Below are 23068 nucleotides of genomic sequence, written 5' to 3'. Positions count from 1 at the left end.
CCCCGGCCGTCATAGTAACAGCATGCCCGAGACCGCCGCCGCATCGTGAAACTCCGCGCCCTCGCCGCTTCCCTCGTGACCGTCACGCTCCTCGCATCCGCGCAGGGGCTGCCGGACCTCGGCGATGCGTCCGTCAACGCTCTCTCCGAGACGCAGGAAAAGACGATCGGCAATCGCATCATGCGCGAGGTGCGCGTCGATCCCCTGTACCTGGACGACGCCGAGGTCACGTCGTACATCCGCTCGCTCGGCGAGCGCCTCCTCGCCAACACCGACCCGCCGCGCCGCGAGCTCGAGTTCTTCGTCGTGAACGAGGATGTCGTCAACGCCTTCGCCCTCGTGGGGGGCCACGTCGGCGTCTTCTCGGGCCTGATCCTCCTCACGCAGAACGAGAGCGAGCTGGCCGGCGTGATGGCGCACGAGATCTCGCACATCACGCAGCGCCACCAGGCACGTTCGATGTACGGGCAGCGCGGCGCGCAGATGGCGTCCCTCGCCGCGCTCGCGCTCGCCATCCTCGCCTCGCGCGGCAACAGCGGGCAGAGCGGCCAGGTGACGGAAGCCGCGTTGATGGGCGCCAGCGCCCTCAACATCCAGTCCCAGCTCGACTACACCCGCGAGCACGAACGGGAAGCGGACCGCGTCGGCCTCACGCTGATGGAGCGCTCGGGCCTCGACACGCGTGGCATGGTCACCTTCTTCGAGCGCCTGCTGCGCGCCAACCGCTTGAACGAGTTCAAGGGCGCGCCCTCGTACCTGCGCACCCACCCGCTCACCACCGAGCGTATTGCCGATATGCAGGATCGTGTGGAGCGCTTACCGACTCGCATGGTCCCGGACACGTTCGAGTACCGCATCGCGCGTGCAAAACTCCGCGGCATGAACGGCACGCCGCCGCAGGCCGTCTCGTATTTCCGCACGCAGCTCGCGGAGAAGACGGTGCTGCGCCCGCGCGAAGACGTATACGGCCTCGCGTACTCGCTGCTGCGCGCGCGCGAGTTCGACGAAGCCTGGAAGACCCTCGCACCGCTGCGCGAATCCGGCGTGTCCTATCCCGCGTTCGAGCTGCTCGCCGCGCAGATCCGCGCCGACCAGGGGAAAGCCGACGATGCGCTCGCCATCTATCGCCCCGCGCTGAAGGCCTACCCGCAGTACCGTGCGCTCGCCTACGGCTACCTCAACCTGCTGGTGCAGCAGAGCCGCAGCAAGGAGGCGCTCGCGGATCTCGATGAACGCCTTCGGATCGTCCAGGACGACGCCAAGCTCTACGAGCTGCAGTCGCGCGCGTTCGAGATCTCGGGGCAGCGCCTGCCGCAGCATCGTGCCCAGGCCGAGGCGTATTACCGGCGCGGCAACCTGGCCGCCGCGGTGGACCAACTCGAGATCGCCGTGAAGTTCCGCAACGCCAATTTCTACGAGCTCTCCAGCGCGGAGTCCCGCCTGCGCGAGCTGCGCGTCCTGCTCGAGAACGAGCGCTCCGCCGAGAAGGCCCTGAAGATCAGCTGATGCGAATCGCCTCCTGCATCCTCGCCTGCGCCGCGGGGATGGCCCTCCCGGTTTGCGCCCAGCAAACCCCGGCCCTCGACCTCTTCGTCCGCCCCGACAAGGGCTACTGCATCGCGTGCCACCAATTGCCCGCGGGATCGGGCCCGGCCACTCGCTCCGACCTCGGCCCCGCGCTCGCCGGTGCCCGCATGCGCGAGCTCGGCAAGCCCAGGCTGCGCGAGCTGATCGTCGATCCCACGGTCGCCAAGCCCACGACGGTGATGCCGCCGTACGGACGCCATCGCATCCTCGATGCACGCGAGATCGATCGACTCACGGATTTCCTCCATGCGCTGCCCTGACCGCATCCTCGCCGCCTTTGCGCTCGCGCTGCTCACCTGCGCGGGGCCGGTCCTCGCCGCCGCGGACGCGGTGCGCGCGGAAGCGGCCGCGAAGCTCAAGAGCGACCTTCCTTCGCTGGCACCGGCGGACTATGTGCTCGGCTCCGCCGCCTTCGATGCGGAGCTGCGCTCGCAGCTCGCGGAAAATGCCAACGCCGCCACCACGAGCGGCGTCCTCGAAGCCGGCCGCGCCGCGTGGACCCGCAAGTTCAAGAACGGCCGCACGCTCGCCTCGTGCTTTCCCAACGGCGGGCGGCGCATCGCCGGCGCCTATCCGCAATACGACGCGCGGCTGAAGCGGGTCGTGACGCTGGAGACGGCGATCAACCAGTGCCTCAAGACGAACGCCGAGCCCCTGCTCGACATCGACGACGGCAAGTCGATGGGCGCCGTCACCGCGTACGTGCGCTCGCTGTCGCAGAACCAGAAGGTCGCGGTGCGCGTCCCCGCCGCGGCGGAAGCGGCGTTCGATCAAGGCCGGCGCCTCTACACCACGCGCATGGGCCAGCAGAACTGGGCTTGTGCGTCGTGCCACGTCCAGGGCGCGGGCAAGCGCTACGCCGGGCAGCCGCTGTCGCCGGCGATCGGCCAGGGTGCGAGCAGCGTGGTGATCCGCGGCGGGCAGGCGGTGACGCTGCAGGCCCGCGTGCGCGAGTGCCTCGAGCGCATGGGGGTTGCGCCCTTCGCGGCAGGCTCGGACGAGCTGAACAACCTCGAGTACTACCTCACCTACCTGTCCAACGGCCTCGCGCTGCAGGCGAGCCCCTGGCGGGCCCCTCGCGCTACCAGGGGATGACCTTGGCGATGCCGAGCACGGCACCGGTCTTCGCGTCCATCAGCACGCTGTAGTCCTTCACGCGCCCCTTCACCGGCAGGTAGCGCACGTCCGCGGCGCTGCGGCCGACATCGCGAAGCGCGATCTCCATCTCCGACGGGAAGGTCTTCACCAGGGTGTCGACCGGCTTCGCGCGGCGCAGGGCCTCCGCGGCCATCGACTCGTAGGGAACGTAGTACTGCGGAAACGTCTGCAGGTCCGAGCCGGAGAGCGCCGACTGGATCACGCGGAACTGCTCGTTCGGATCCGAGGGCGTGCGAACCGCGATCGTGCGCGGCCGGCCCCAGGAGACGTCCTTGAATTCAGGGTTCGTGACCTTCGCGACCTCCTCCGGCTTGATGTCGCTCGCCGCGACCAGGTCGAAGCGATCGACCGTGAAGACCATGTAGATCGGACGCACCTCGGCGATCACGGCGATGCCATAGGCGAGCGCCGCGAACTGGATGATGCCGATGATGGTGAAGTCGAGCTTCAGCAGGTGCCGGGCCTTGCCGGGGTTGAAGATCACCAGCGTGATCAGCGGCCCCAGGACCACGTCCACCCCGATCAGGATCATCACGAGGTTGTTGCCCCCCATGGCCGCGAAGAACGGGCCGGGGTACCAGACGAACAGCATGGCGGCCACGACCGCGATCGCGATGGCGGAGCTGAGGGCGAGGTGGATGCCGAAGGCTTTGAATCGGGTCATGGCGGCGTGAAGGATAAACGCAACGGCGGAAATGAAAAAGGGCGAGAGTCTCCTCTCGCCCTTCGTGCTTCCGGTGCTACGGAATTACTTGGCCTGGCGGCAGTTCGCCGGGAAGAACTTGTACTCGGTGGCACCGGCTTCCGTGCCGCACTTCCACGAGGCGATCGAGTCACCGGCAGCGGCAACAACCGACGCGGCGGAATCGTTCATCGCGGTCAGGTAGAGGTGCTTGGCGTCGACCTTGGTGTCGACCTTCTGGATCTCGACGGCGATTTCGCCGTTGGTGACGGCCAGGGTCTTCACGTACTGGGTTTCCTGCGTCGAGCAACCGGCGAAATCGGCGCTGGCGGGGAACGCGTTCTTCGAGGCGATGTACTCGGAGAGCGAGGTCTTGCAAGCGGCGGCGGCGGCGGCGACTTCCGTGATCTTGGAGCGCTTCAGGTAATCCTGGTAGGCCGGGATGGCCACTGCGGCGAGGATACCGATGATGGCAACCACGATCATCAGTTCGATGAGCGTGAAGCCGGCTTGTTTCTTTTGCATGAATGCTCCTGGGTGGGGGGAAATCTCGACCGCTGTGGCGGGCTGCCCTGTTAATGCAACTGCCGTGCCATGACCGGGGTGGTCGATCCGGCTCCGAAGCGGCGTGCGGGGAAAGCGATAATACGCACTGCAATCAGCCGGTTGGGATGCGCCCCGGCAGGGCCGCCGTTTCTGTGCCAGCCCGCGCAACGCGGTATCCAGGCCTGGGAAGGCTCGATTCGGCCCGAATAGACAGCACATGCCGCCCCCCGTCACTCCCCGGGTCCGGCGACGGAAAAAGCAAAAGGGCGAGAGTTTCCTCTCGCCCCTTCGGTGTCGCGTTACTGCGGAATTACTTGGCCTGGCGGCAGTTGGCCGGGAAGAACTTGTACTCGGTGGCACCGGCTTCCGTGCCGCACTTCCACGAAGCGATCGAGTCGCCGGCAGCGGCAACCACGGACGCGGAGGAATCATTCATCGCGGTCAGGTAGAGGTGCTTGGCGTCGACCTTGGTGTCGACCTTCTGGATTTCGACGGCGATCTCGCCGTTGGTGACAGCCAGGGTCTTCACGTATTGCGTGGCTTGCGTCGAGCAGCCGGCGTTGTCGGCGTTGGCCGGGAACGCGTTCTTCGAAGCGATGTACTCGGACAGCGAGGTCTTGCAGGCAGCGGCGGCAGCGGCCACTTCCGTGATCTTCGAGCGCTTCAGGTAGTCCTGGTAGGCCGGGATCGCGACGGCGGCGAGAATGCCAATGATGGCCACCACGATCATCAGTTCGATGAGGGTGAAGCCGGATTGCTTCTTCATGAGTGAGTGCTCCTTTGGGGGTTATTCGGGTCGCCCTCGCGGGGCTGAACGGATAGGAGCAACCCCTGTGCCAAGCGCTCCGAAGCCCTTTGCTACGGCTGAAAGACACCGTGTAGGACTTTACAATCAGTTACTTATACCGGGTTTGGCCTCCGGGCCCGGAGGGACTCCGCCACCCCCGGTTTGGGCGACGCCATTTGGCGACAGCACTGCCGCCCCGGATGGTCATCAGGTGCCGTCCGCCGTCAGTCCGGCGAAAAGAAAAAGGGCGAGAGTCGCCTCTCGCCCTTCGTGCTCCGGTACTACGAAGTTACTTGGCCTGGCGGCAGTTCGCCGGGAAGAACTTGTACTCGGTGGCACCGGCTTCCGTGCCGCACTTCCACGAGGCGATCGAGTCGCCAGCGGCGGCAACGACCGACGCGGCGGAATCGTTCATCGCGGTCAGGTAGAGGTGCTTGGCGTCGACCTTGGTGTCGACCTTCTGGATCTCGACGGCGATTTCGCCGTTGGTGACAGCCAGGGTCTTCACGTACTGGGTTTCCTGCGTCGAGCAGCCCGCGACGTCGGCGCTGGTCGGGAAGGCGTTCTTCGAAGCGATGTACTCGGAGAGCGACGTCTTGCAGGCGGCAGCAGCAGCCGCGACTTCCGTGATCTTCGAGCGCTTCAGGTAGTCCTGGTAGGCCGGGATGGCGACGGCGGCAAGGATGCCGATGATGGCCACCACGATCATCAGTTCGATCAGGGTGAAGCCCGATTGTTTCTTGGTCATGAGGTGCTCCTGTCGGGGTTGAAAATGAAGAGGGCCGCCCTTGCGGGCTGCTCGCGATAATGCAACGCGCATGCCAGCTGGAGGGGTTGGCGGGCCCCGCCGGGTTCAATGCCCGAAACGGAGTTTTCCAACTAAAAATCAATTACTTGGACGGATCCTGCGAGGCGAGGCGAGGCTCACGGATCGCGATCCGCGCTCCATGCCCGCTGTGTGGCGCTGTTTGGCGACGCCCTCGTTGCCCCGCAGTGTCCGCAGGTGCCGTACTTCGTCACTTCGGTGTCGCGGGTGTCGCCGGGGCCGCGGGCGCCCCGGTGACCGGTGCAGGTGCCCGGGCTTCCCCGAGCTTCGGGATGTGGGCCAGGATGACTCGCGTTGTGAATGCGTTGCTGACCTGCCGCGGAATGAGCTCACGGACGGACTCCCAGAGGGCACGGGCTCCGGCGAGATCACCTTCGAGCACGCGTACGCAGACTCCGGTCAACGCGATCACCGCGAGGTCGTCGGGCGACCAGCGGTGAGGCATGGCCGCGAGGCGATCCGAGACCTCGCGCATCGCTTTCGCGTCGTGATAGGCGAGCGCGCGATAGAGCTCGATACGCCCCCGCTCGGCGGCGGGCAGCTTCTTGAAGCAGGGAGAATCCCAGATCTCGCCGAAGATGCGATCGAGCACCTTGCCGCGAAGCGCCTGCGCGATCGCCCGGGTGGTGCCCTCGATCGCATCGGCCCACAGCGAGGGATCGATCTCGCACTGCTTCAAGCCCGCCCGGGCCAACGCGATCTGCGTGCGCGAAGAAATTGGGACGCGCGCGGCCTGGTCGCTGGCGCCGGTCAGGAAGAAGTCGGCGAACCCCACGGCGATCAGCGCATCCTCGATGCGGTTCGAGCTGTAGGGGCGCTTGCGCTCGAAATCCTCCAGCGTCACGCGCGCGTCGCCGTCGACCAGCGATTCGAACGGCACGAACGCGCGCGGGATCTCGGCGATGTCCCCCGCCGACGAGCGGCGAAAGCGTGCCCGCGAGGCGTTCAAGTCGACGACGGGGAAGTAGTCCGAGTTCGCCGGATAGCGCGTCTGCTCCACCAGCGGCTCGATCACGCGGCGCGAGGCCACGCGATGCAACACCAGCTCGTTCAGGGAACGTACCCCGAGCCGCTCGAGCGAGGCCTTCATCGCGGGCGTGCGGAAGAGTGCGTCGCTCGGCGGGGGAACCCGGCCGTGCTTCACGGCGAGCACGAGGATGTCGCCCGACTGGGGGGTGTAGATCACGTAGTCGCTGAAGTTGCGCCCCAGGGCCTTCAGGATCGACCCCATGATGTCGATGTCGGTCTCGTAGTAGTGCACCCACTGCACGAGCATGCCGTTGTCGTTGATGTGCCGGCCGATGCGCGAGTAGAACTCGTCGGAGAAGAGCGTCGCCACGCCGCTCACCCACGGATTGGATGGCTCCGAGACGATGACGTCGTAGCGCGCCTGCGTGGAGGCGAAGAAGGTCTTCGCATCCTCGATGCGGATGTGGCTCCGCGGATCGGTGTAGGCGGAGCTGTTGCGCGGCTCGAAGACACGCGCGCCCTCCACCATCGCCGGCTCGATCTCGATCGTGTCGACCAGGCGCAACTTCGGCATGTTCAGCATCGTGGCCGTGGTGAGGCCCGAGCCGAAGCCGATGTTCGCGGCCGTCTGGAGCTCCGGATTGAAGGCGAACGACAGGGCGCCGGCGACGATCATCGTGCTCTCGTCGGCGGCCGGCAGCTTCGCCGGGTTCATCTGGATGCCCGCGTCCGGCTTGCCGTTGGTGCGGATCGACCGCAGCGATCCATCGGAGGTGACGGAGATGGTCGCCGTCCTGCCATCCTTGTAGAACTCCACCTTCGATGCCTTCGGATCGAGGAAGCTGCCGTGCCGGAAAACGCCCGAGGCCATCTTCAGCTGGTCGAGCGGGAAGCTCGCGAACGCGATCGCGGACGCGATGGCGATGCCGCCGAGCGTCGCGGCCGTGCGCATGCTGAAGCCGGCGGAAGCCAGGATCGCGACCAGCGCGCCCAGCGCGATGTCGAATCCGGCCCCCAAGCCCGTGAGTCCCTTCACGCCCAGCAGCTCCATGCCGGCGTGGGTGGCGAAGGCCGCGCCGAAGATGCAACCCGCCGTGTTCGCTGCATACACGCGCCCGATCGAGGCCTCGCCGCCGCCTCGACGGATCAGCGCCGCGGTGGCGAGCGGGAGCGTCATGCCGGCGCAGAAGGCCGCCGGGAACATCAGCAGCATCGAGACGAAGAGGCTCGACACGTTGTACAGCGCATAGCCTTCGTCGGAATTGCGCAGGCCCATCATCAGCCAGCCGATGAGGTCGAGGACCAGCGTGTACGCCCCGATCGCGAGGACCGCGAGGATGCCCTTGGCGACGAGGACGCTGCTCAGCCACTTGAGGTCGCTGTCGCCGCGCGGCGCCTTCACCGCGAGCACGAACCCGCCCAGCGACATGCCGAGGATGAAGGCCGAGAGCATGACCTCGAACGCGTGGCTCGAAGCCCCGAGCCCCAGGCTCAGCATGCGGATCCAGGCGATCTCGTACATGAACGAGGCCGCGCCGGTGAAGAACGCGAGGATCTGGATGCCCCGCACGATGCGCAGCGACGTGCCGCCGGTCTTCGGCATCGCATCGGCCGGGGCCTCGATGTCGCCGACGCGCTTGGAGAGCAACCAGACCACGGCGGCGAGTGCGCAGTTGAGCAGCCCCGCGGTGAGGATCGTCCCGGGCAGGCCCAGCCGCTCGAGCAGGAAGAAGCCGCTCGCGAGCACGCCGATCGAGGCGCCGAGGCTGTTGGTGAAGTAGAGCCACGCGAGCGTGCTGCTCGATTCGCCCGGGAACGCGCGCATGATGCCGGCGCTCATCAGGGGGAACGTGGAGCCCAGCAGCACGGACGCGGGAAGGATGAGCAGCGAGGCGAGCGACCATTTGAAGAGGGTGATGAGCCCCGGGCTTCCCAGCGCCGGCAGCACGGTCTCGAAGCTCCAGTTGCTCGCCGCGACGAAGGTGGCGTGGAAGATCACCGCGAGCAGGCCGATGCCGAGCTCCGCGAGCGCATAGCCCAGCAGGAGGTTGCGCACGCGATGCGTGAACCGGCTCACCAGCCACGAGCCCAGGGCCATGCCGCCCATGAAGATCGCGAGCACGAGCGTCTGCGCGTAGGCCGCATGCCCCAGGAACAGCTTGAGGTAATGGCTCCAGATCGATTCGTAGATCAGGCCCGCGAAACCCGAGACCGTGAAGAGCGCGAAGAAGACACCGACGGGGATGCGTTTAGTCATGGGAAGGATCTAGAGCAGGATTCATGCCTTACCGGGGAGACGCGGGACTGCCGGCCGGCGGCGCATTGGCCTGCTGCAGCGCTTGCGCGACGACGAGCCTCGTCAGGATCTGTTTCGACTGGCGTAGCGGAATGCGGTGGGCGTGGATCCGCCAGATCTCCAGGGCCGCGGGCCCGGGGTTCGAGGCGAGCGTGCCGACCATCGCGTTGAGGACGATGAGGGGCGCGACCTCGGGACGCAGGCCCGGAAGCGCCAATGCCTGCGTGGCGAGCTCCGCCATGCGACGGCCGTCGCGGGCGTTGACCGCACGATGCAGGTCCAGCTGCAGGCGCTGCGCGGCGGTCAGCTTCGAAGCGCAGGGCGAGCGCTCGATGGCCGCGAGCGCGAGCTCGCCCTCCTCGCGCGCGAGGCGCGAGATCGTGAGGCGCAATACCTCGTCGGCCGCCCGGAACCACTCCTCGCGGTCGATCGTGCAGTCGCGCAGCCCTTCGTGCGCGAGGCGGAACGAGGCGCGGCTGTCGGCGGTGACATCCGGGGTGCGGGCCGCGCTCCCCTCCAGGAAGAGGCCCAGGGCCTCGGCCGCGATCTCGGCGTACGGGCGCAGCGGATGGCGCGAGCCCAGCCGGTCGCGGAGCGCGGCGCGGGTCACGCGCAGGTCGGACTCGCGCAGCGGCACCGCGGGGACGTACTGCATCGGCAGCCACGTGATCTCGGCGATGTCTTCGTTCATGAAGCGCGCGAGCGGAGCGCGTTGCTCGAGCACGGGAAAGTAGTCGGAGTTGGCGACACGGCCGAAGAAGAGTGGCTCCAGCGTCGCCCGCGACCCGATCAGCGTCGCGCGGATGTCGTCCACGCCGGCGAAGCCGAGCCGCTCGAGGTCGCCCCGCAGGCCGGGAAACTCCAGCACCTTCGGGTCGATGTCGGGCACCTTGCCCTCCTTCACCGCGACGATGATGAGGTCGTTGGCGTTGGTGCGGAAGACGCGATAGTCCGCGAACTGCGAGCCCAGCGCCTGGAACACGGTCGAGGCGAGGTCGATGTTGAGCTCGTACTCCTGCAGCCACTGGACGAAGAGCCCCTTGGGCTTGAGATAGCGGCCGACCTGTGCGTAGAACTCCTGCGAGAAGAGCGTGGCGACACCGCTCACCCAGGGATTGGACGGCTCGGACAGGATGAGGTCGTAGCGGGCGGCTCTCGCGGCGAAGAAGGTCTTGGCGTCCTCGATCGTCACGTGGCTGCGCGGATCGGAATAGGAGCGCTCGTTGTGCGGCCGGAAGAGCTTCGCGGCCTCGACCATCGCGGGCTCGATCTCGATCGTGTCCACCGACTGGATCACCGGGCTACCCAGGAGCGCGTTCGTCGTGAGACCCGCTCCGAAGCCGATCACGGCCGCGGTCTGCGCATCCGGCTTGATTGCGAGCGGCAGCGCGCCGATCAGCAGCATGGTCGACTCGTCGGGCGAGGGTTGCGCGTTCGGCTTCATCTCGACGCTCGCGTCGGGCTTGCCGTTGGTGCGGATCGAAAGCCCCGTACCCTGCCGCACCATCGAGACGGTCGCGGTCTTGCCGTCGCGGTAGTACTCCACGTTCGCGGCGCGCGGGTCGAGGAACTTGCCGTAGCGGAACACGCCGGAGCTCATCCGCAGCTGGTCGGGCTTCACGGCCACGACCGCCGCCGCGCCCGCGGCGAAGAGCAGTGCCAGCCCCGCGATCCACGCGGCGCGATGCCGCGGCGCGGCGACGAAGGCCGCGACGAAGACGGCGAGACCGAAGTCCAGGAGCGCTCCCGCGGCGGTGAGCCCCTGCACGCCGAAGGCTTCCATGCCGACGTGCGTGGCGAGGACCGCGCCCACGATGCAGCCGGCCGTGTTGAAGGCGTACACCTTGCCGATCGAGGCTTCGCCGAAGCCGCGCGCGGTCAGGGCGTGCGTGGCGAGCGGGAGGGTCATGCCGGCGCAGAACGCGGTGGGCAGCATGAGCAGCGCCGAGGCGACGAAGCCCATCACGGTCATGATCACGTAGCCCCCCGCGGTGCGGGAGGTGGCGCCCATCGCGAACTCGACGACGCCGAGGACATCGCTGTACACGCCGATCGCATACACCGCGAAGGCCGCCTTGGCCGCCAGCAGCACGGCGAGCCATGCCATGTCGCTGCCCGGGCCGGGCATTCGGTTGCGAAGCGCAAATGCGCCCAGCGACATGCCGAAGATGAAGGCCGCGAGCATGACCTCGAACGAGTGGCTCGAGGCGCCCAGGCCCAGCGTGAGCATGCGGATCCACGAGATCTCGTAGACGAACGAGGCGGCGCCCGTGATCATCGCGACGCCGAGGACGGCCCGGTAGAGCCCGGAGCCTCCCGTGCCGCCACTTACGGGCACCGGCGCCGCCATTGGCTCCCCGACGGGCACCATTTTCTTCGCGAGCCCCCACACCACGGTAGCCAGCGCGACGTTCAACAGGCCCGCGGTGAGGATCGTGCCCGGCAGTCCGACGAAATCGATGAGGAAGAAGCCGCTCGCCAGCACGCCGACCGCGGCGCCCAGGCTGTTGGTGAAATAGAGCATCGAGAGCGCGCGGCCGCCGGATTCCGGATAGAGCCGCATCAACGCGCCGCTCATCAGCGGAAAGGTCGTCCCGAGGAGGACCGAGGCCGGGAGGATGAGCGAGGTCGCCAGCGCCCACTTGAAGGGGTCGACCGCGCCGCCGCCGCCCAGGGCCGGCAGCACCGAGTCGAAGGCCCACGCGGTGATCGTGCGGAAGAACCCGTCGAAGACGATCGCGAGGAGGCCGATCGCGAGCTCGGCGATCGCATAGCCGCGCAGGAGGTTGTGCAGCCGTCCCGTGTAGCGGCTCACGAGCCACGAGCCCAATGCCATGCCGCCCATGAAGATCGCCAGCACCAGCGTCTGTGCGTAGGCCGCGTGGCCCAGGAACAGCTTGAGGTAGTGGCTCCAGATGGATTCGTAGATCAGCCCGGCGAAACCGGAAACCGTGAACAGGGCAAAGAAGATTCCGACGGGAACTCGAGTCGTCATGGGTGAACCAGGTGGGGGAGCGAAGGGGAAGCTAGGGTTTGTAGCCCGGGATCAGGCGTTCGTCGACGTCGTCGATCTGCTCCGGATCCAGGAACTCGCGCGCGTAGCGCAGGTATACCTTCTCGCGCACGAAGATGTCGAAGAGGTCCGGATCGATGTGGCCGTTCTCCTTGAAGCGCCCGAGGATGCCGAGCGATTCGGACAGCGTCTTTCCGGGCTTGTAGGGGCGGTCCTTCGCGGTGAGGGCCTCGAAGATGTCGGCGATGCCCATCACGCGTGCCTGCACGCTCATCTGCTCGCGCAGCAGGCCCTTGGGGTAGCCCTTGCCGTCCATGCGCTCGTGGTGGCCGCCGGCGTACTCGGGCACGTTGGTGAGGTGCCGCGGCCAGGGCAGCGCCTCGAGCATCTTGATGGTCGCGATGATGTGGTGGTTGATGATCTGGCGCTCGTCGGCGTTCAGCGTGCCGGCCGGGATGTTGAGGTTGGTCTCCTCGTCCTTGGAGAGGAAGCGGTCCTGCTCGCCGCGGACGTTGCGCCAGGTGTAGCGCGCGATCTGCGAGACGCGCGCCTGGTCCTCGGGCCTCATGCGCTCGCCGCCGACGTTCATGCGGCGAAGGAATTCGCGGTCGGCGTCGTACTGCGCGACCTTCTTGAGGAACGCTTCCTCGGCCCGGAGCGCGCTTTCCTCGTCGTCGGCGCCCAGCGCGCGCTGCTTGCCGTGCAGCATCTCGATCTCGGCGTCGCGCTTCAGCACCTCGAAGCGGGTGTCGACCATCTCGATGCGGTCGCAGATGGTCTGCAGCTTGGTCGCCTTGTCCACCACGTGCACCGGCGTCGTAATCTTGCCGCAGTCGTGCAGCAGGCCCGCGATCTTGAGCTCGTAGCGGTCCTTGTCGCTCATGCGGAAGTCGGCGAGCGCGCCGCCGGCCGCGTGGGCCGCCTCCGCGAGCATCATCGTGAGCGTCGGCACGCGCTTGCAGTGCCCGCCCGTGTAGGGGCTCTTCTCGTCGATCGCCGTGTTGATGAGCTCGATCAGGGATTCGAACAGCACCTCGAGCTGCTGGATCAGCAGGCGGTTGGTGAGCGCGATGGCGGCCTGGGAGGCGAGCGACTCGGCGAGGCGCTGGTCCTCCTCGGTGAAGCTGGTGACCTTCTTCGTCGTCGGGTCCGTGGCGTTCAGCAGCTGCAGCACGCCGATGATCTCGCCCTCGTGGTCCTTCATCGGCACCGTGAGGAACGAGGTCGAGCGGTAGCCGGTGCGCTTGTCGAAGTTGCGCGTGCCGGAGAAGTCGAAGCCTTCTTCCGTGTACGCGTCGGCGACGTTCACCGTCTTGTGGTTCAGCGCCGCGAACGCGGCGATCATCGTCTTGTTGGGATTGCCGTCCTTGTCGTGCAGCGGGATGGGGTAGAACGGCACCGGGTTGCCCGAGGTGCCGCCCATCGCGATCGACAGGCTGTCGGTGCGCACGATCTCGAACTGCAGCTTGTCGCCCACCAGGCGGTAGAGCGTGCCGCCGTCGGCGCGGGTGAGGTTCTTCGCCGCGACGAGGATCGTCTCCAGCAGGGTGTTGATGTCGCGCTCCTGGGAGAGCGCGATGCCGATCGCGTTGAGGTACTCGAGCTTGGAGAGGAAGTGCGTCTCGAGGGACCGGCCCAGCTCGGCCGGCGTGGCCCCGGGCTTGGCCGGGAACGCCGGGATCCCCGACGACTCGGGGAGGAGCGAGCTCTCGGCGTTCTCTCGCGCGGTCACTTGATGCAGACGGTCCGGACCTGGAACATGTCGGTCACCCCCTGCAGCACCTTTTCCATCCCGTCCATCTTCAGCGTGAGCATGCCGTCGGCGAGCGCCTGTGTGAGGAGCTGCGCCACGCGCGCGTGCTCCTGGATCAGCTTCTTCACGGCATCCGAGCCCACCATCAGCTCGTGCAGGCCGACGCGGCCCTTGTAGCCGCTGCCGCTGCACGCGTCGCAGCCCTTCGGCTTGTACAACACGTAGTCGGCCTTGCCGAAGCCGTAGTCGGCCTGGAAGCGGTCGAACACCTTCTTGTAGCCGGCGTTCACGTCCTTCTTGAACTCCTCGGTGTTCTTCAGCTCGTCGCAGTACTCGGTGAGGAAGTGCTTCACCTCATCGGCCGACGGCTTGTACGCCTCCTTGCACTTGCACAGCCGCTTGGCCAGGCGCTGCGCCAGGATGCCCAGCAGCGCGTCGGCGAAGTTGAACGGGTCCAGGCCCATGTCGAGCAGGCGGATGATCGATTCCGGCGCGGAGTTCGTGTGGAGCGTGGCGAACACCAGGTGGCCCGTAAGCGAGGCCTCGATGCCCATGCCGGTCGTTTCCTTGTCGCGCATCTCACCGACCATGATGATGTCCGGATCCGCGCGCAGGAACGACTTCATGGCCACGGCGAAGGTGAATCCCGCTTTCGGGTTCGTTTGGCACTGGCGCAGGCCCTTCTGCGTGATTTCGACGGGGTCTTCAGCCGTCCAGATCTTGGTGTCGACGTTGTTCAGGTGGCCCAGCACGGAGTGCAGCGTGGTGGTCTTGCCGGAGCCGGTCGGGCCACAGACGAAGAAGAGGCCATAGGGCTTCGAGATGCACCCCTTGAGGCGCTCCATGTTGAGCGGCAACACCCCCAGCTTGTCGAGCGGGATGGGCTCGCCCGCGGCGAGGATGCGCATCACGATATCCTCGACGCCGCCCGCGGTCGGGATGGTCGCGACGCGAAGCTCGATGTCGAGCGGGCCGTACTTCTTGAACTTGATCTTGCCGTCCTGGGGCTTGCGCTTCTCGGAGATGTCCAGGTCGCACATGATCTTCAGGCGCGTGACCAGCGGCGAGCGGTAGGCCGCCGGCACCTCGATGTAGTTCGACAGCGTCCCGTCCTTGCGGAAGCGGATGCCCACCTTGCCCTTGCCCGGCATCGGCTCGATGTGGATGTCCGAGGCGCCCTGGTGGTAGGCGTCCACGATGATCTTGTTCACGAGCTTCACCAGCTCGTTGTCGGCGGCCGCGGAGACATCATCGACGCCGCCGGACGCAACCAGATCCTCTTCGTCGTCCAGGCTCGAAAGCAGGTCGCCGATCGACTCGTTGCTACCCCCGCCCAGCATCTCGGCGCCGAAGTAGAGGTCGAGCGTGAGCTTGAAGTCCTTCTCGGTGGTGACCTTGTAGACCACCTTGGAGCGCGGGAAGACGTTCTCCACCATCTTCGAGTTGCGCACTCGCTCGGGGTCGGTGGACATGATCACCACGCCCGCCTTGGAGTCCTCGAGCGGCAGCCAGTGGTTGCCCTCGCAGTAGTCGCGCTTGATGTTCTTCAGCAGGTCCGGCGGCTTGATGCGGTCGGATTTGTGCGGCTCGTACTCGCAGCTGAAGAACTTGGCGAGCGCGGCACCGATGGCCGCGGGCTTCACCTGGAACTCGTCGACGAGGATGTCCTCGACGTTCTTGTTCTTGCGCCGCGCCGTGCGGGTGGCGAGCTCGAGCTCGCCGGCGGCGATCACGTTGTCCACCACCAGGTACTCGAACTTCGACTGGATCGAGCCCGGCATCTGCTGGCGGACGCGGAAGGCGATGGCGAGCGTCTTCGCGAGCTCGGCCACGCCCTCGTCGTGCAGCGCGTTGAACGGCTGGCCGGAGAGGTTGTTGATGAGCTGGAGAACGCCCATCAGCTCCGAGCCCGACTCGCCGCCCAGGATCGGGGCGATCAGCATCTGCTTCGAGCGGTAGCCGGTGCGCTGGTCGACCGCCTTCAGGAACGTGAGGTTGGGCGAGAACTGCTTCAGCTCGGCGTCGTCGTAGACGTCCTTGATGTTCATGTGGCGCTTGTTCAGCGCGCAGTAGCCGGCGAGCGACGACTCCGAGATCGGGAGCTTGATGTCCTTGAAGGAGTTCAACCCCGTCTTCACCTTGGAGACGATCGAGCTCAGGTCCTCGCTGATCGTGTAGACCGTCATGCGGTCCGCCTCGAAGAGCTGGCAGATGTCGCGCGACACGTCGAGGATGATCTCGTCGATGTTCGCGGTCGAGTGGATCCGGTTCGTGACGACCTGGATCTTCTTCGAGAACGCGAGCTTCGCGCTCATGTCGGCCACGTTGGCCGCGGGTTGCATCTTCGGTTCGAGCACTGCGCTCATGGGTGCACCTGCCTTTTTCCGTTTCCGGGGTTGCTAGAGCAAGAATTCCTGGTTGTTCTCGAGCATGCGCGGGCGCCAGCGCCCGGCGTGCTCGTTCACTTCCTTCATCGTGAGCGCGCCCTCGCCCGGCTTCAAGTGCGTGATGAAGACCTCGGGCTTGGCGCGCATCTTCTCCAGCTCCGAGGCGAGCAGGCTGGGGTACATGTGCTTGGAGGCGATCGCGATGTCCTTCTCCTTGTTGGAGAAGGCCGTCTCGATGATGAGGTACTTGAGGTTCTTGGCGCCGTTCACCACGTCCCAGAGCGCGTCGTGGGGGGCGGTGTCGCCGCTGTAGACCAGGGAGGCGCGCCCGGAGTCCACGAAATAGCCGACCGCGGGAACGGTGTGGTTGGCCGGGATCGCCGTGATGCGCCGTCCGTTCAGATCGACCGTCTCGCCGGGCTTGATCTCGCGGTAGATCATGAACGGGTGGTCCCCATCGGGTATCTGCGTGAAGTCCGGCCAGAGCTTCCAGTTGAACAGGTGGGTGCGCAGGATGTCGAGCGTCTCGGCGATGCCGTAGACCACGATCGGGCTGCCCCGCATCCAGCACACCGAGTCCACCAGGAACGGGATGCTGCAGACGTGGTCGAGGTGCGAGTGGCTCACGAAGATGTGGTCGATCTTCGCGAGGTTCTCGAGCGCGAGATCGCCCACGCCGGTACCCGCGTCGATCAGCACATCGTCATCGACGAGCAGGGACGTCGTGCGAAGGCTTCCGCCGATGCCGCCACTGCAGCCGAGCACACGGATCCTCATGGGCGGATTATCGGGCAAAACGCCCTGCCGGCGGTGTGCGGAAGACCACAGAATTCACCCGCACAATCCAGCGTCCCAGCCATGGGCAAGGGCCGCCCGGGCTCAGGGCTTGTAGAAGAACTCCATCTTCACGCCCGCGATCTCGATCAGGTCGTGGTCGTTCAGCATGTGGGCCTGGGCGCCGAGCGAGGTGCCGTTCAGCGTGGGGTACGTGGCGCCCTCGACGTGGGTGATGAAGTACCCGTTGGGGCGCTTCGTGATCACGGCCACCTGGAGGCCCGGCTTGCCGATCGTGGTGAGGTTCTTGGTGAGGTCCAGGGTCCGGCCGGCGGCTGCACCGGACAGGACCTGGATCGCGGCCTCGCGCAGCGGGGTCGCGGGGGCCGCGGCGGGGGCCGCGGGCGCCTGGGCCTGCGCGGCAGGCGGCGGGGCCGGAGGCGGGACGCTGGGGTTCACCGGCCGGGTCGCGTCCGACTGCTGGAAGGCCTTCATGCCGGTCGAGGTATCGCCGGCCGCATCCCGGGGCGCGGGCGCCGGGGCGGGAGCCGGGGCGATCTTGGCCGGGTTGCGGATGATCATCGTCTTCTCGAAGTCCGCGGCGGTGGCGGCCTGCGGCTGGTCGTTGAAGTACTTGAGCTTGTGCTTGCCGATCTCGACGACGTCGTTGTTCTGGAGGAAGTGCTTCTTGACCGGCTTCCCGTTGACCATGGTTCCGTTGGTGCTGCCCAGGTCCTCGATGAACGAGTCGTTCAGGATCGTGATGATCGCCGCGTGCTCGCCGGAGATGGCGAGGTTGTCGATCTGGATGTCGTTGTGCGGCTTGCGGCCGATCAACGTCCGCTCCTTGTTGAGCACGTGCTCCTTGAGCACTTGCCCGTCGACACTCACAATCAGCTTGGCCATGGTCGTTTTCCTTGCGCTCTTGCGCAGCGTTACTTACCGGAAGAAAGCCTTGAAGCGGGCGAGCCAGCCGCGCGGCACGCCATAGGGCGAGGTCACGTGGATCAGCATGGCCGAGATGTTGTCCCGGCCCCCGTTGTCGTTCGCTGCCTGGACGAGCTGCTGCACCAACAGGCTCGGGTTGCTCTTGAGCGTGATCAGTGTCAAGCGGATCTCCTCGTCGTCCACCATGTCGCTCAGTCCATCGGAGCAGAGCAGGTAGACGTCGTCCGGCTGCGTTTCGTAGACGTGCAGCTCGGGCTCGACCATCGGGTCGATCCCCAGCGCGCGCGTCACCAAATTCTTGTTCTGGGACAGCTTCGCTTCCTCCGGCGTGATGAGGCCGGAATCCAGTTGCTCCTGGAGCAGGGAGTGGTCGCGCGTGACCTGCTCCATCTGCTCGCCCCGCAGCCGGTAGAGGCGCGAGTCGCCGATGTGCGCGACGGTGACGAAGTTGTCGTAGAAGAGGCATACGACGAGCGTCGTTCCCATCCCCGCGCATTCGGGGTTGTTCTGCGAAGTCGTGAAGATCGCGGTGTTGGCGCGGCCGATCTGCTCTTTCGTGAGCTTCTCGGACAGGCCCATCGCCTCGCCGCGGCCCAGCTTGTCCACGTCCTTGATCTGCCACGTTTCCTGCAAGCCGTCGGCGATCAGCGAGGTCGCCATGCCGCTCGCCACTTCGCCGGCGTTGTAGCCGCCCATGCCGTCGGCAAGGACGTACAGGCCGATCTCGGGACGCGACTCGATGCAGTCCTCGTTGTGGTCGCGCACTCGCCCCGGATCCGTCAGCGCGGCGAAGAGGAGCGCCTCGGGAAGGCTCAAGCGCGCCTCCGGCGATGACCCATGGCGGGGCCGACGATGGTGGCCGCGCCCTTCTCCCCTGACTTCTGCGCCCTCGTGCTCATATGACGGTTCTTTTTTGTCGCTGTCCGTTGCGTGCTCTCGCCCGCCCTTGGCGGGGCCCTGCCGGGTCGTTTCGCCCGGATCCCTCGCACTCCCCCTGCCCAGACCCGCAAAAACTCGGATTTATAATAACTTAAAATGCTTTTCTGAGAAACAATCACGTTTCCCGCCCGAAATGCCTGATTTCTAAGCACACTTTAGGGTCCGGTGGGCCGGTTTCGACCCTGCTTTCCGCTGCAACGCCGGCCATTATACGATTGCGATTCACGGAGACCTCCCGTGAATCTTCCCGCAGTCCCGCTCACCCCTTCCCACCGCCACCAAGAGCACATCGCCATGGACCGCCTGCAAGACGTCGACCCGCTGGAAACCCGCGAGTGGGTGGATTCGCTCGACTCCGTCATCGAGGTCGAAGGACCCGACCGCGCGCACTTCCTCCTCGAGCAACTGGTCGAGAAGGCGCGCCGCTCGGGCGCCTATCTGCCCTATAGCCCGAACACCGCCTACCTCAACACGATCCCGCCAAGCCTCGAGGAGCACTCCCCGGGCGACCACGAGATCGAGAACCGCCTGCGCTCGATGGTGCGGTGGAACGCCGTGGCCATGGTGCTGCGCGCCGGCAAGAAGGACCTCGACCTCGGCGGCCACATCGCGAGCTTCTCGTCCGCGGCCACCCTGTACGACGTGGGCTTCAACCATTTCTGGCATGCGCCCACCGAGGAGCACGGCGGCGACCTGATCTATTACCAGGGCCACTCCTCGCCCGGCGTGTATGCGCGCGCCTTCCTCGAGGGCCGGCTCACCGAGGCGCAGCTCGACAACTACCGCCAGGAAGTCGACGGCAAGGGCATCTCGAGCTATCCGCACCCGTGGCTGATGAAGGACTTCTGGCAGTTCCCCACGGTGTCGATGGGCCTGGGCCCGCTGCAGGCGATCTACCAGGCGCGCTTCCTCCACTATCTCCACGACCGCGGGCTCGCCAAGACCGAGGGCCGCAAGGTGTGGGCGTTCATGGGCGACGGCGAGATGGACGAGCCGGAATCGCTCGGCGCGATCGGCATGGCCTCGCGCGAGAACCTCGACAACCTGGTCTTCGTCGTGAACTGCAACCTGCAGCGCCTCGACGGCCCGGTGCGCGGCAACGGCAAGATCATCCAGGAGCTCGAGGCCGATTTCCGCGGCGCGGGCTGGAACGTGATCAAGGTGATCTGGGGCTCGTACTGGGACCCGCTCATCGCGCGCGACCACGACAATCTCCTCCTGAAGCGCATGGAAGAAGCGGTCGACGGCGAGTACCAGAAGTTCAAGAGCCGCGACGGCGCGTATGTCCGCGAGCATTTCTTCGGCAAGTACCCGGAGCTGAAGGCCCGCGTGGCGAGCATGAGCGACGAGGACATCTGGCGCCTGAATCGCGGCGGCCACGATCCGCACAAGGTCTATGCGGCGTATGCCGCGGCGGTGAAGCACAAGGGCCAGCCGACCGTGATCCTCGCCAAGACCGTGAAGGGCTACGGCATGGGCGCCGTGGGCGAGGGCAAGAACATCGCGCACCAGCAGAAGAAGATGCCGCTGGAAGCGCTGAAGCAGTTCCGCGACCGCTTCAACATCCCGATCGCCGACGACAAGATCGCCGAGCTGCCGTACTTCAAGCCCGCCGAGGATTCGCGCGAGATGAAGTACCTGCGCGAGCGCCGCGCCGCGCTGGGCGGCTCCATTCCGCAGCGCCGCGCGAAGAGCGCCAAGCTGGAGGCCCCGAAGCTGGAAGCCTACAAGGCGCTCACCGACGCCACCGGGGAGGGACGCGAAGTCTCGACCACCATGGCCTTCGTGCGCATCCTCACGATGCTCGTGAAGGACAAGAACCTCGGCAAGAACATCGTGCCGATCGTGCCGGACGAATCGCGCACCTTCGGCATGGAAGGCCTCTTCCGCCAGCTCGGCATCTACTCGCAGGTGGGCCAGCTCTACGAGCCGGAGGATTCCGACCAGCTGATGTTCTACAAGGAAGACAAGAACGGGCAGATCCTGCAGGAAGGCATCAACGAGCCGGGCGCGATGTGCTCGTGGATCTCCGCCGGCACGGCGTATTCGCACAGCAACGTGCCGATGATCCCGTTCTACATCTACTACTCGATGTTCGGCTTCCAGCGCGTGGGCGACCTCGCGTGGGCCGCGGGCGACAGCCGCACGCGAGGCTTCCTCCTGGGCGGTACCGCCGGGCGCACGACGCTGAACGGCGAAGGCCTGCAGCACGAGGACGGCCACAGCCACATCCAGGCGGGCCTCATCCCGAACTGCCGCTCCTACGACCCGACGTTCTCCTACGAGCTCGCCGTGATCATCCAGGACGGGCTGCGCCGGATGGTGGAAGACCAGGAAGACGTCTTCTACTACCTCACCGTCATGAACGAGAACTACGCGCACCCCGCGCTGCCCGAAGGGGCGAAGGCCGGCATCCTCAAGGGGATGTACAAGTTCTCCGACGGCGGCGAGGCGAAGGGCCCGCGCGTGCAGCTGATGGGCAGCGGCGTGATCCTGCGCGAGATCATCGCGGGCGCCGAGCTGCTGAAGAAGGACTGGGGCGTCACCTCCGACGTGTGGAGCTGCCCCAGCTTCAACGAGCTGCACCGCGACGGCATCGCGGCGTCGCGCTGGAACATGCTGCATCCCACCGAGAAGCCGCGCGTGTCGTACGTCGAGCAATGCCTGGCGCCCACCAAGGGACCCATCATCGCTTCCACGGACTACATTCGCGCCTTCGCCGACCAGATTCGCGAGTTCGTCCCGCGCCGCTTCAAGGTGCTGGGCGCGGACGGGTACGGCAGGAGCGACTCGCGCGAGAACCTGCGGCGCTTCTTCGAGGTGAATCGCTTCTTCGTCGTCGTGGCCGCGCTGAAGGCGCTGGCCGAGGACGGCGAGGTGCCCGCGGCGAAGGTGGCCGAGGCGATCAAGAAGTACGGAATCGACGCGAACAAGCCCGAGCCCTGGACGGCCTGAGCGCAGGACAACCGCAATCCCACAAGAAAACTCACGAGGAGCAGCGCGCGTGGCAGCCATCGAGGTGAAGGTCCCTGACATCGGCGACTTCGACGAGATTCCCGTCATCGAAGTCCTGGTGAAGCCCGGCGATACGGTCAAGAAGGACGACTCGCTGGTGACGCTCGAGTCGGACAAGGCGACGATGGAAGTGCCGTCGCCCATCGCCGGCGTGGTGAAGGACCTGAAGGTGAAGGTCGGCGACAAGGTGAGCGAGGGCAGCCTCATCCTCACGCTCGATGGCGCCGGCGCTGCCGCGGCACCCGCTGCTGCAGCGGCGCCCGCGAAGCCCGCACCGGCTCCCGCACCCGCGGCGTCCGCGAAGCCCGCTCCGGCCCCTGCAGCCAAGGCCGCGGCTCCGGCCGCAGCCGAAGCCCCGGCCGCCGCACCGTCGGGACCCGCGCCCGCCAGCCCCGCTCCCGTCACCGAGGCCCGCACGCTCCAGGCGCCGCCCCTGCCCCCGCTGTCCCAGGCACCGGGCGTGGCCGCGCATGCAAGCCCCGGCGTCCGGCGCTTCGCGCGCGAGCTGGGCGTGGACGTCGCACGCGTCACGGGAAGCGGACCGAAAGGCCGCATCCTCAAGGAAGACATCCAGGGCTTCGTGAAGGGCGCGCTCGCAGGTGGCGCTGCTTCCGCGGCCGCATCGAGCGCGAAAGGCGGCGGTCTCTCCGACCTCGGCCTGCCCGCGTGGCCCAAGGTCGATTTCGCGAAGCACGGCCCCATCGAGCTGAAGCCGCTCTCGCGCATCCAGAAGATCTCGGGCCCGGCGCTCGCGCGGAACTGGATCGTGATCCCGCACGTCACCCAGTTCGACGAGGCGGACATCACCGAGCTCGAGGCCTTCCGTTCGAAGATCAACGAGGAGAACGCGAAGGCCGGCATCAAGGTCACGGCGCTCGCGTTCTTGATCAAGGCGGCGGTCGCGGCGCTCAAGAAGTACCCGATCGTGAACAGCTCCCTGGACGGCGACAACCTCGTCCTGAAGAGCTACTGGAATATCGGCTTCGCGGCGGACACGCCCAACGGCCTGGTGGTCCCCGTGGTCAAGAACGCGGACCAGAAGGGCGTCGTGGAAATCGCGAGGGAGACGGCCGAGCTCGCCGCCAAGGCGCGCGAGGGGAAGCTGGGCCCCGGCGACATGCAGGGTGGAACGTTCTCCATCTCTTCGCTCGGCGGCATCGGCGGCACGATGTTCACGCCGATCGTGAACGCGCCCGAAGTCGCGATCCTCGGCGTGTCCAAGTCGGGCATGAAGCCGGTGTGGGACGGCAAGCAGTTCGCCCCGCGCCTCATGCTGCCGCTGTCGCTCTCGTACGACCACCGCGTGGTCGATGGCGCCCTGGGCGCGCGCTTCACGGCTTATCTCGCGCAGGTCATCGCCGACATGCGCCGCGTCGTTCTCTAGGGGC

At 66.6% G+C, this 23068-nt stretch carries 16 protein-coding genes; 5 read left to right on the top strand and 11 right to left on the bottom strand.

Going from position 1 to position 23068, the window contains the following annotated elements; genetic code table 11:
- The first annotated feature begins 45 nt into the window (after positions 1 to 45).
- From DSM104443_RS07450 to soxA, 3 genes are read left to right on the top strand one after another with little or no spacing between them, the layout of a single operon-like run.
- Positions 46 to 1506: a M48 family metalloprotease gene (locus DSM104443_RS07450; protein ID WP_171090903.1), complete on the top strand. Its 1461-nt coding sequence runs from the start codon at positions 46 to 48 to the stop codon at positions 1504 to 1506.
- Positions 1506 to 1847 (top strand): cytochrome c family protein, encoded by a 342-nt coding sequence (locus tag DSM104443_RS07445; RefSeq protein WP_171090901.1) that lies wholly within the window; start codon positions 1506 to 1508, stop codon positions 1845 to 1847. Before DSM104443_RS07450 ends, DSM104443_RS07445 begins: the two co-directional genes overlap by 1 nt.
- Positions 1834 to 2682 carry a sulfur oxidation c-type cytochrome SoxA gene (gene soxA, locus DSM104443_RS07440; protein WP_171090898.1) on the top strand — a complete coding sequence of 283 codons (849 nt, stop codon included), beginning with the start codon at positions 1834 to 1836 and terminating at the stop codon, positions 2680 to 2682. Before DSM104443_RS07445 ends, soxA begins: the two co-directional genes overlap by 14 nt.
- On the opposite strand, the gene tfpZ is transcribed toward soxA, so the two are convergent.
- The 11 genes from tfpZ to DSM104443_RS07385 form a co-directional block, all read right to left on the bottom strand.
- Entirely contained in the window at positions 2669 to 3409 is a 741-nt protein-coding gene (gene tfpZ, locus DSM104443_RS07435) for a TfpX/TfpZ family type IV pilin accessory protein (protein WP_171090896.1), read from the bottom strand. The genes soxA and tfpZ overlap by 14 nt on opposite strands.
- 84 nt (positions 3410 to 3493) lie before the next feature.
- Positions 3494 to 3952 carry a pilin gene (locus DSM104443_RS22025; RefSeq protein WP_171090893.1) on the bottom strand — a complete coding sequence of 153 codons (459 nt, stop codon included), beginning with the start codon at positions 3950 to 3952 and terminating at the stop codon, positions 3494 to 3496.
- A gap of 331 nt (positions 3953 to 4283) precedes the next feature.
- Positions 4284 to 4739 carry a pilin gene (locus DSM104443_RS21845; RefSeq protein WP_171090891.1) on the bottom strand — a complete coding sequence of 152 codons (456 nt, stop codon included), beginning with the start codon at positions 4737 to 4739 and terminating at the stop codon, positions 4284 to 4286.
- A 310-nt stretch (positions 4740 to 5049) separates the two neighbouring features.
- Complete coding sequence (locus DSM104443_RS22020; RefSeq protein WP_171090890.1) at positions 5050 to 5508, bottom strand: pilin; 459 nt, start codon at positions 5506 to 5508, stop codon at positions 5050 to 5052.
- A 268-nt stretch (positions 5509 to 5776) separates the two neighbouring features.
- Entirely contained in the window at positions 5777 to 8812 is a 3036-nt protein-coding gene (locus tag DSM104443_RS07415) for a spermine/spermidine synthase domain-containing protein (protein ID WP_171090889.1), read from the bottom strand.
- A 28-nt stretch (positions 8813 to 8840) separates the two neighbouring features.
- A complete protein-coding gene (locus tag DSM104443_RS07410) occupies positions 8841 to 11846 on the bottom strand; it encodes a spermine/spermidine synthase domain-containing protein (protein ID WP_171090888.1) in 3006 nt (1001 codons plus the stop codon).
- A 31-nt stretch (positions 11847 to 11877) separates the two neighbouring features.
- A complete protein-coding gene (locus DSM104443_RS07405; RefSeq protein ID WP_171096300.1) occupies positions 11878 to 13503 on the bottom strand; it encodes an HD family phosphohydrolase in 1626 nt (541 codons plus the stop codon).
- A gap of 89 nt (positions 13504 to 13592) precedes the next feature.
- Positions 13593 to 15983, bottom strand: coding sequence for a GspE/PulE family protein (locus DSM104443_RS07400; RefSeq protein ID WP_171090887.1), 2391 nt, complete (start codon positions 15981 to 15983; stop codon positions 13593 to 13595).
- Positions 15984 to 16016: 33 nt separating this feature from the next.
- Positions 16017 to 16781: an MBL fold metallo-hydrolase gene (locus tag DSM104443_RS07395; protein WP_171090886.1), complete on the bottom strand. Its 765-nt coding sequence runs from the start codon at positions 16779 to 16781 to the stop codon at positions 16017 to 16019.
- A 102-nt stretch (positions 16782 to 16883) separates the two neighbouring features.
- Positions 16884 to 17684: an FHA domain-containing protein gene (locus DSM104443_RS07390; RefSeq protein WP_171090884.1), complete on the bottom strand. Its 801-nt coding sequence runs from the start codon at positions 17682 to 17684 to the stop codon at positions 16884 to 16886.
- Positions 17685 to 17717: 33 nt separating this feature from the next.
- Positions 17718 to 18542 (bottom strand): Stp1/IreP family PP2C-type Ser/Thr phosphatase, encoded by an 825-nt coding sequence (locus DSM104443_RS07385; RefSeq protein ID WP_171090882.1) that lies wholly within the window; start codon positions 18540 to 18542, stop codon positions 17718 to 17720.
- Positions 18543 to 18959: 417 nt separating this feature from the next.
- Between DSM104443_RS07385 and aceE the strand changes: the two genes are divergently transcribed.
- Positions 18960 to 21620: a pyruvate dehydrogenase (acetyl-transferring), homodimeric type gene (gene aceE, locus DSM104443_RS07380; protein WP_171090880.1), complete on the top strand. Its 2661-nt coding sequence runs from the start codon at positions 18960 to 18962 to the stop codon at positions 21618 to 21620.
- 49 nt (positions 21621 to 21669) lie between these two features.
- Positions 21670 to 23064 (top strand): dihydrolipoyllysine-residue acetyltransferase, encoded by a 1395-nt coding sequence (gene aceF / locus DSM104443_RS07375; protein WP_246232603.1) that lies wholly within the window; start codon positions 21670 to 21672, stop codon positions 23062 to 23064.
- Positions 23065 to 23068 lie beyond the last annotated feature (4 nt).

The sequence above is a fragment of the Usitatibacter rugosus genome, assembly GCF_013003965.1.
GTDB classification, from domain to species: domain Bacteria; phylum Pseudomonadota; class Gammaproteobacteria; order Burkholderiales; family Usitatibacteraceae; genus Usitatibacter; species Usitatibacter rugosus.
This window is presented reverse-complemented; position numbering and strand designations above follow the sequence as displayed.

Coding starts and splice junctions, on each gene's coding strand:
- DSM104443_RS07445 (WP_171090901.1), top strand. CDS start 1,506: ATGCGAATCGCCTCCTGCATCCTCGCCTGCGCCGCGGGGATGGCCCTC.
- soxA (WP_171090898.1), top strand. CDS start 1,834: ATGCGCTGCCCTGACCGCATCCTCGCCGCCTTTGCGCTCGCGCTGCTC.
- tfpZ (WP_171090896.1), bottom strand. CDS start 3,409: ATGACCCGATTCAAAGCCTTCGGCATCCACCTCGCCCTCAGCTCCGCC.
- DSM104443_RS22025 (WP_171090893.1), bottom strand. CDS start 3,952: ATGCAAAAGAAACAAGCCGGCTTCACGCTCATCGAACTGATGATCGTG.
- DSM104443_RS21845 (WP_171090891.1), bottom strand. CDS start 4,739: ATGAAGAAGCAATCCGGCTTCACCCTCATCGAACTGATGATCGTGGTG.
- DSM104443_RS22020 (WP_171090890.1), bottom strand. CDS start 5,508: ATGACCAAGAAACAATCGGGCTTCACCCTGATCGAACTGATGATCGTG.
- DSM104443_RS07415 (WP_171090889.1), bottom strand. CDS start 8,812: ATGACTAAACGCATCCCCGTCGGTGTCTTCTTCGCGCTCTTCACGGTC.
- DSM104443_RS07410 (WP_171090888.1), bottom strand. CDS start 11,846: ATGACGACTCGAGTTCCCGTCGGAATCTTCTTTGCCCTGTTCACGGTT.
- DSM104443_RS07400 (WP_171090887.1), bottom strand. CDS start 15,983: ATGAGCGCAGTGCTCGAACCGAAGATGCAACCCGCGGCCAACGTGGCC.
- DSM104443_RS07395 (WP_171090886.1), bottom strand. CDS start 16,781: ATGAGGATCCGTGTGCTCGGCTGCAGTGGCGGCATCGGCGGAAGCCTT.
- DSM104443_RS07390 (WP_171090884.1), bottom strand. CDS start 17,684: ATGGCCAAGCTGATTGTGAGTGTCGACGGGCAAGTGCTCAAGGAGCAC.
- aceE (WP_171090880.1), top strand. CDS start 18,960: ATGGACCGCCTGCAAGACGTCGACCCGCTGGAAACCCGCGAGTGGGTG.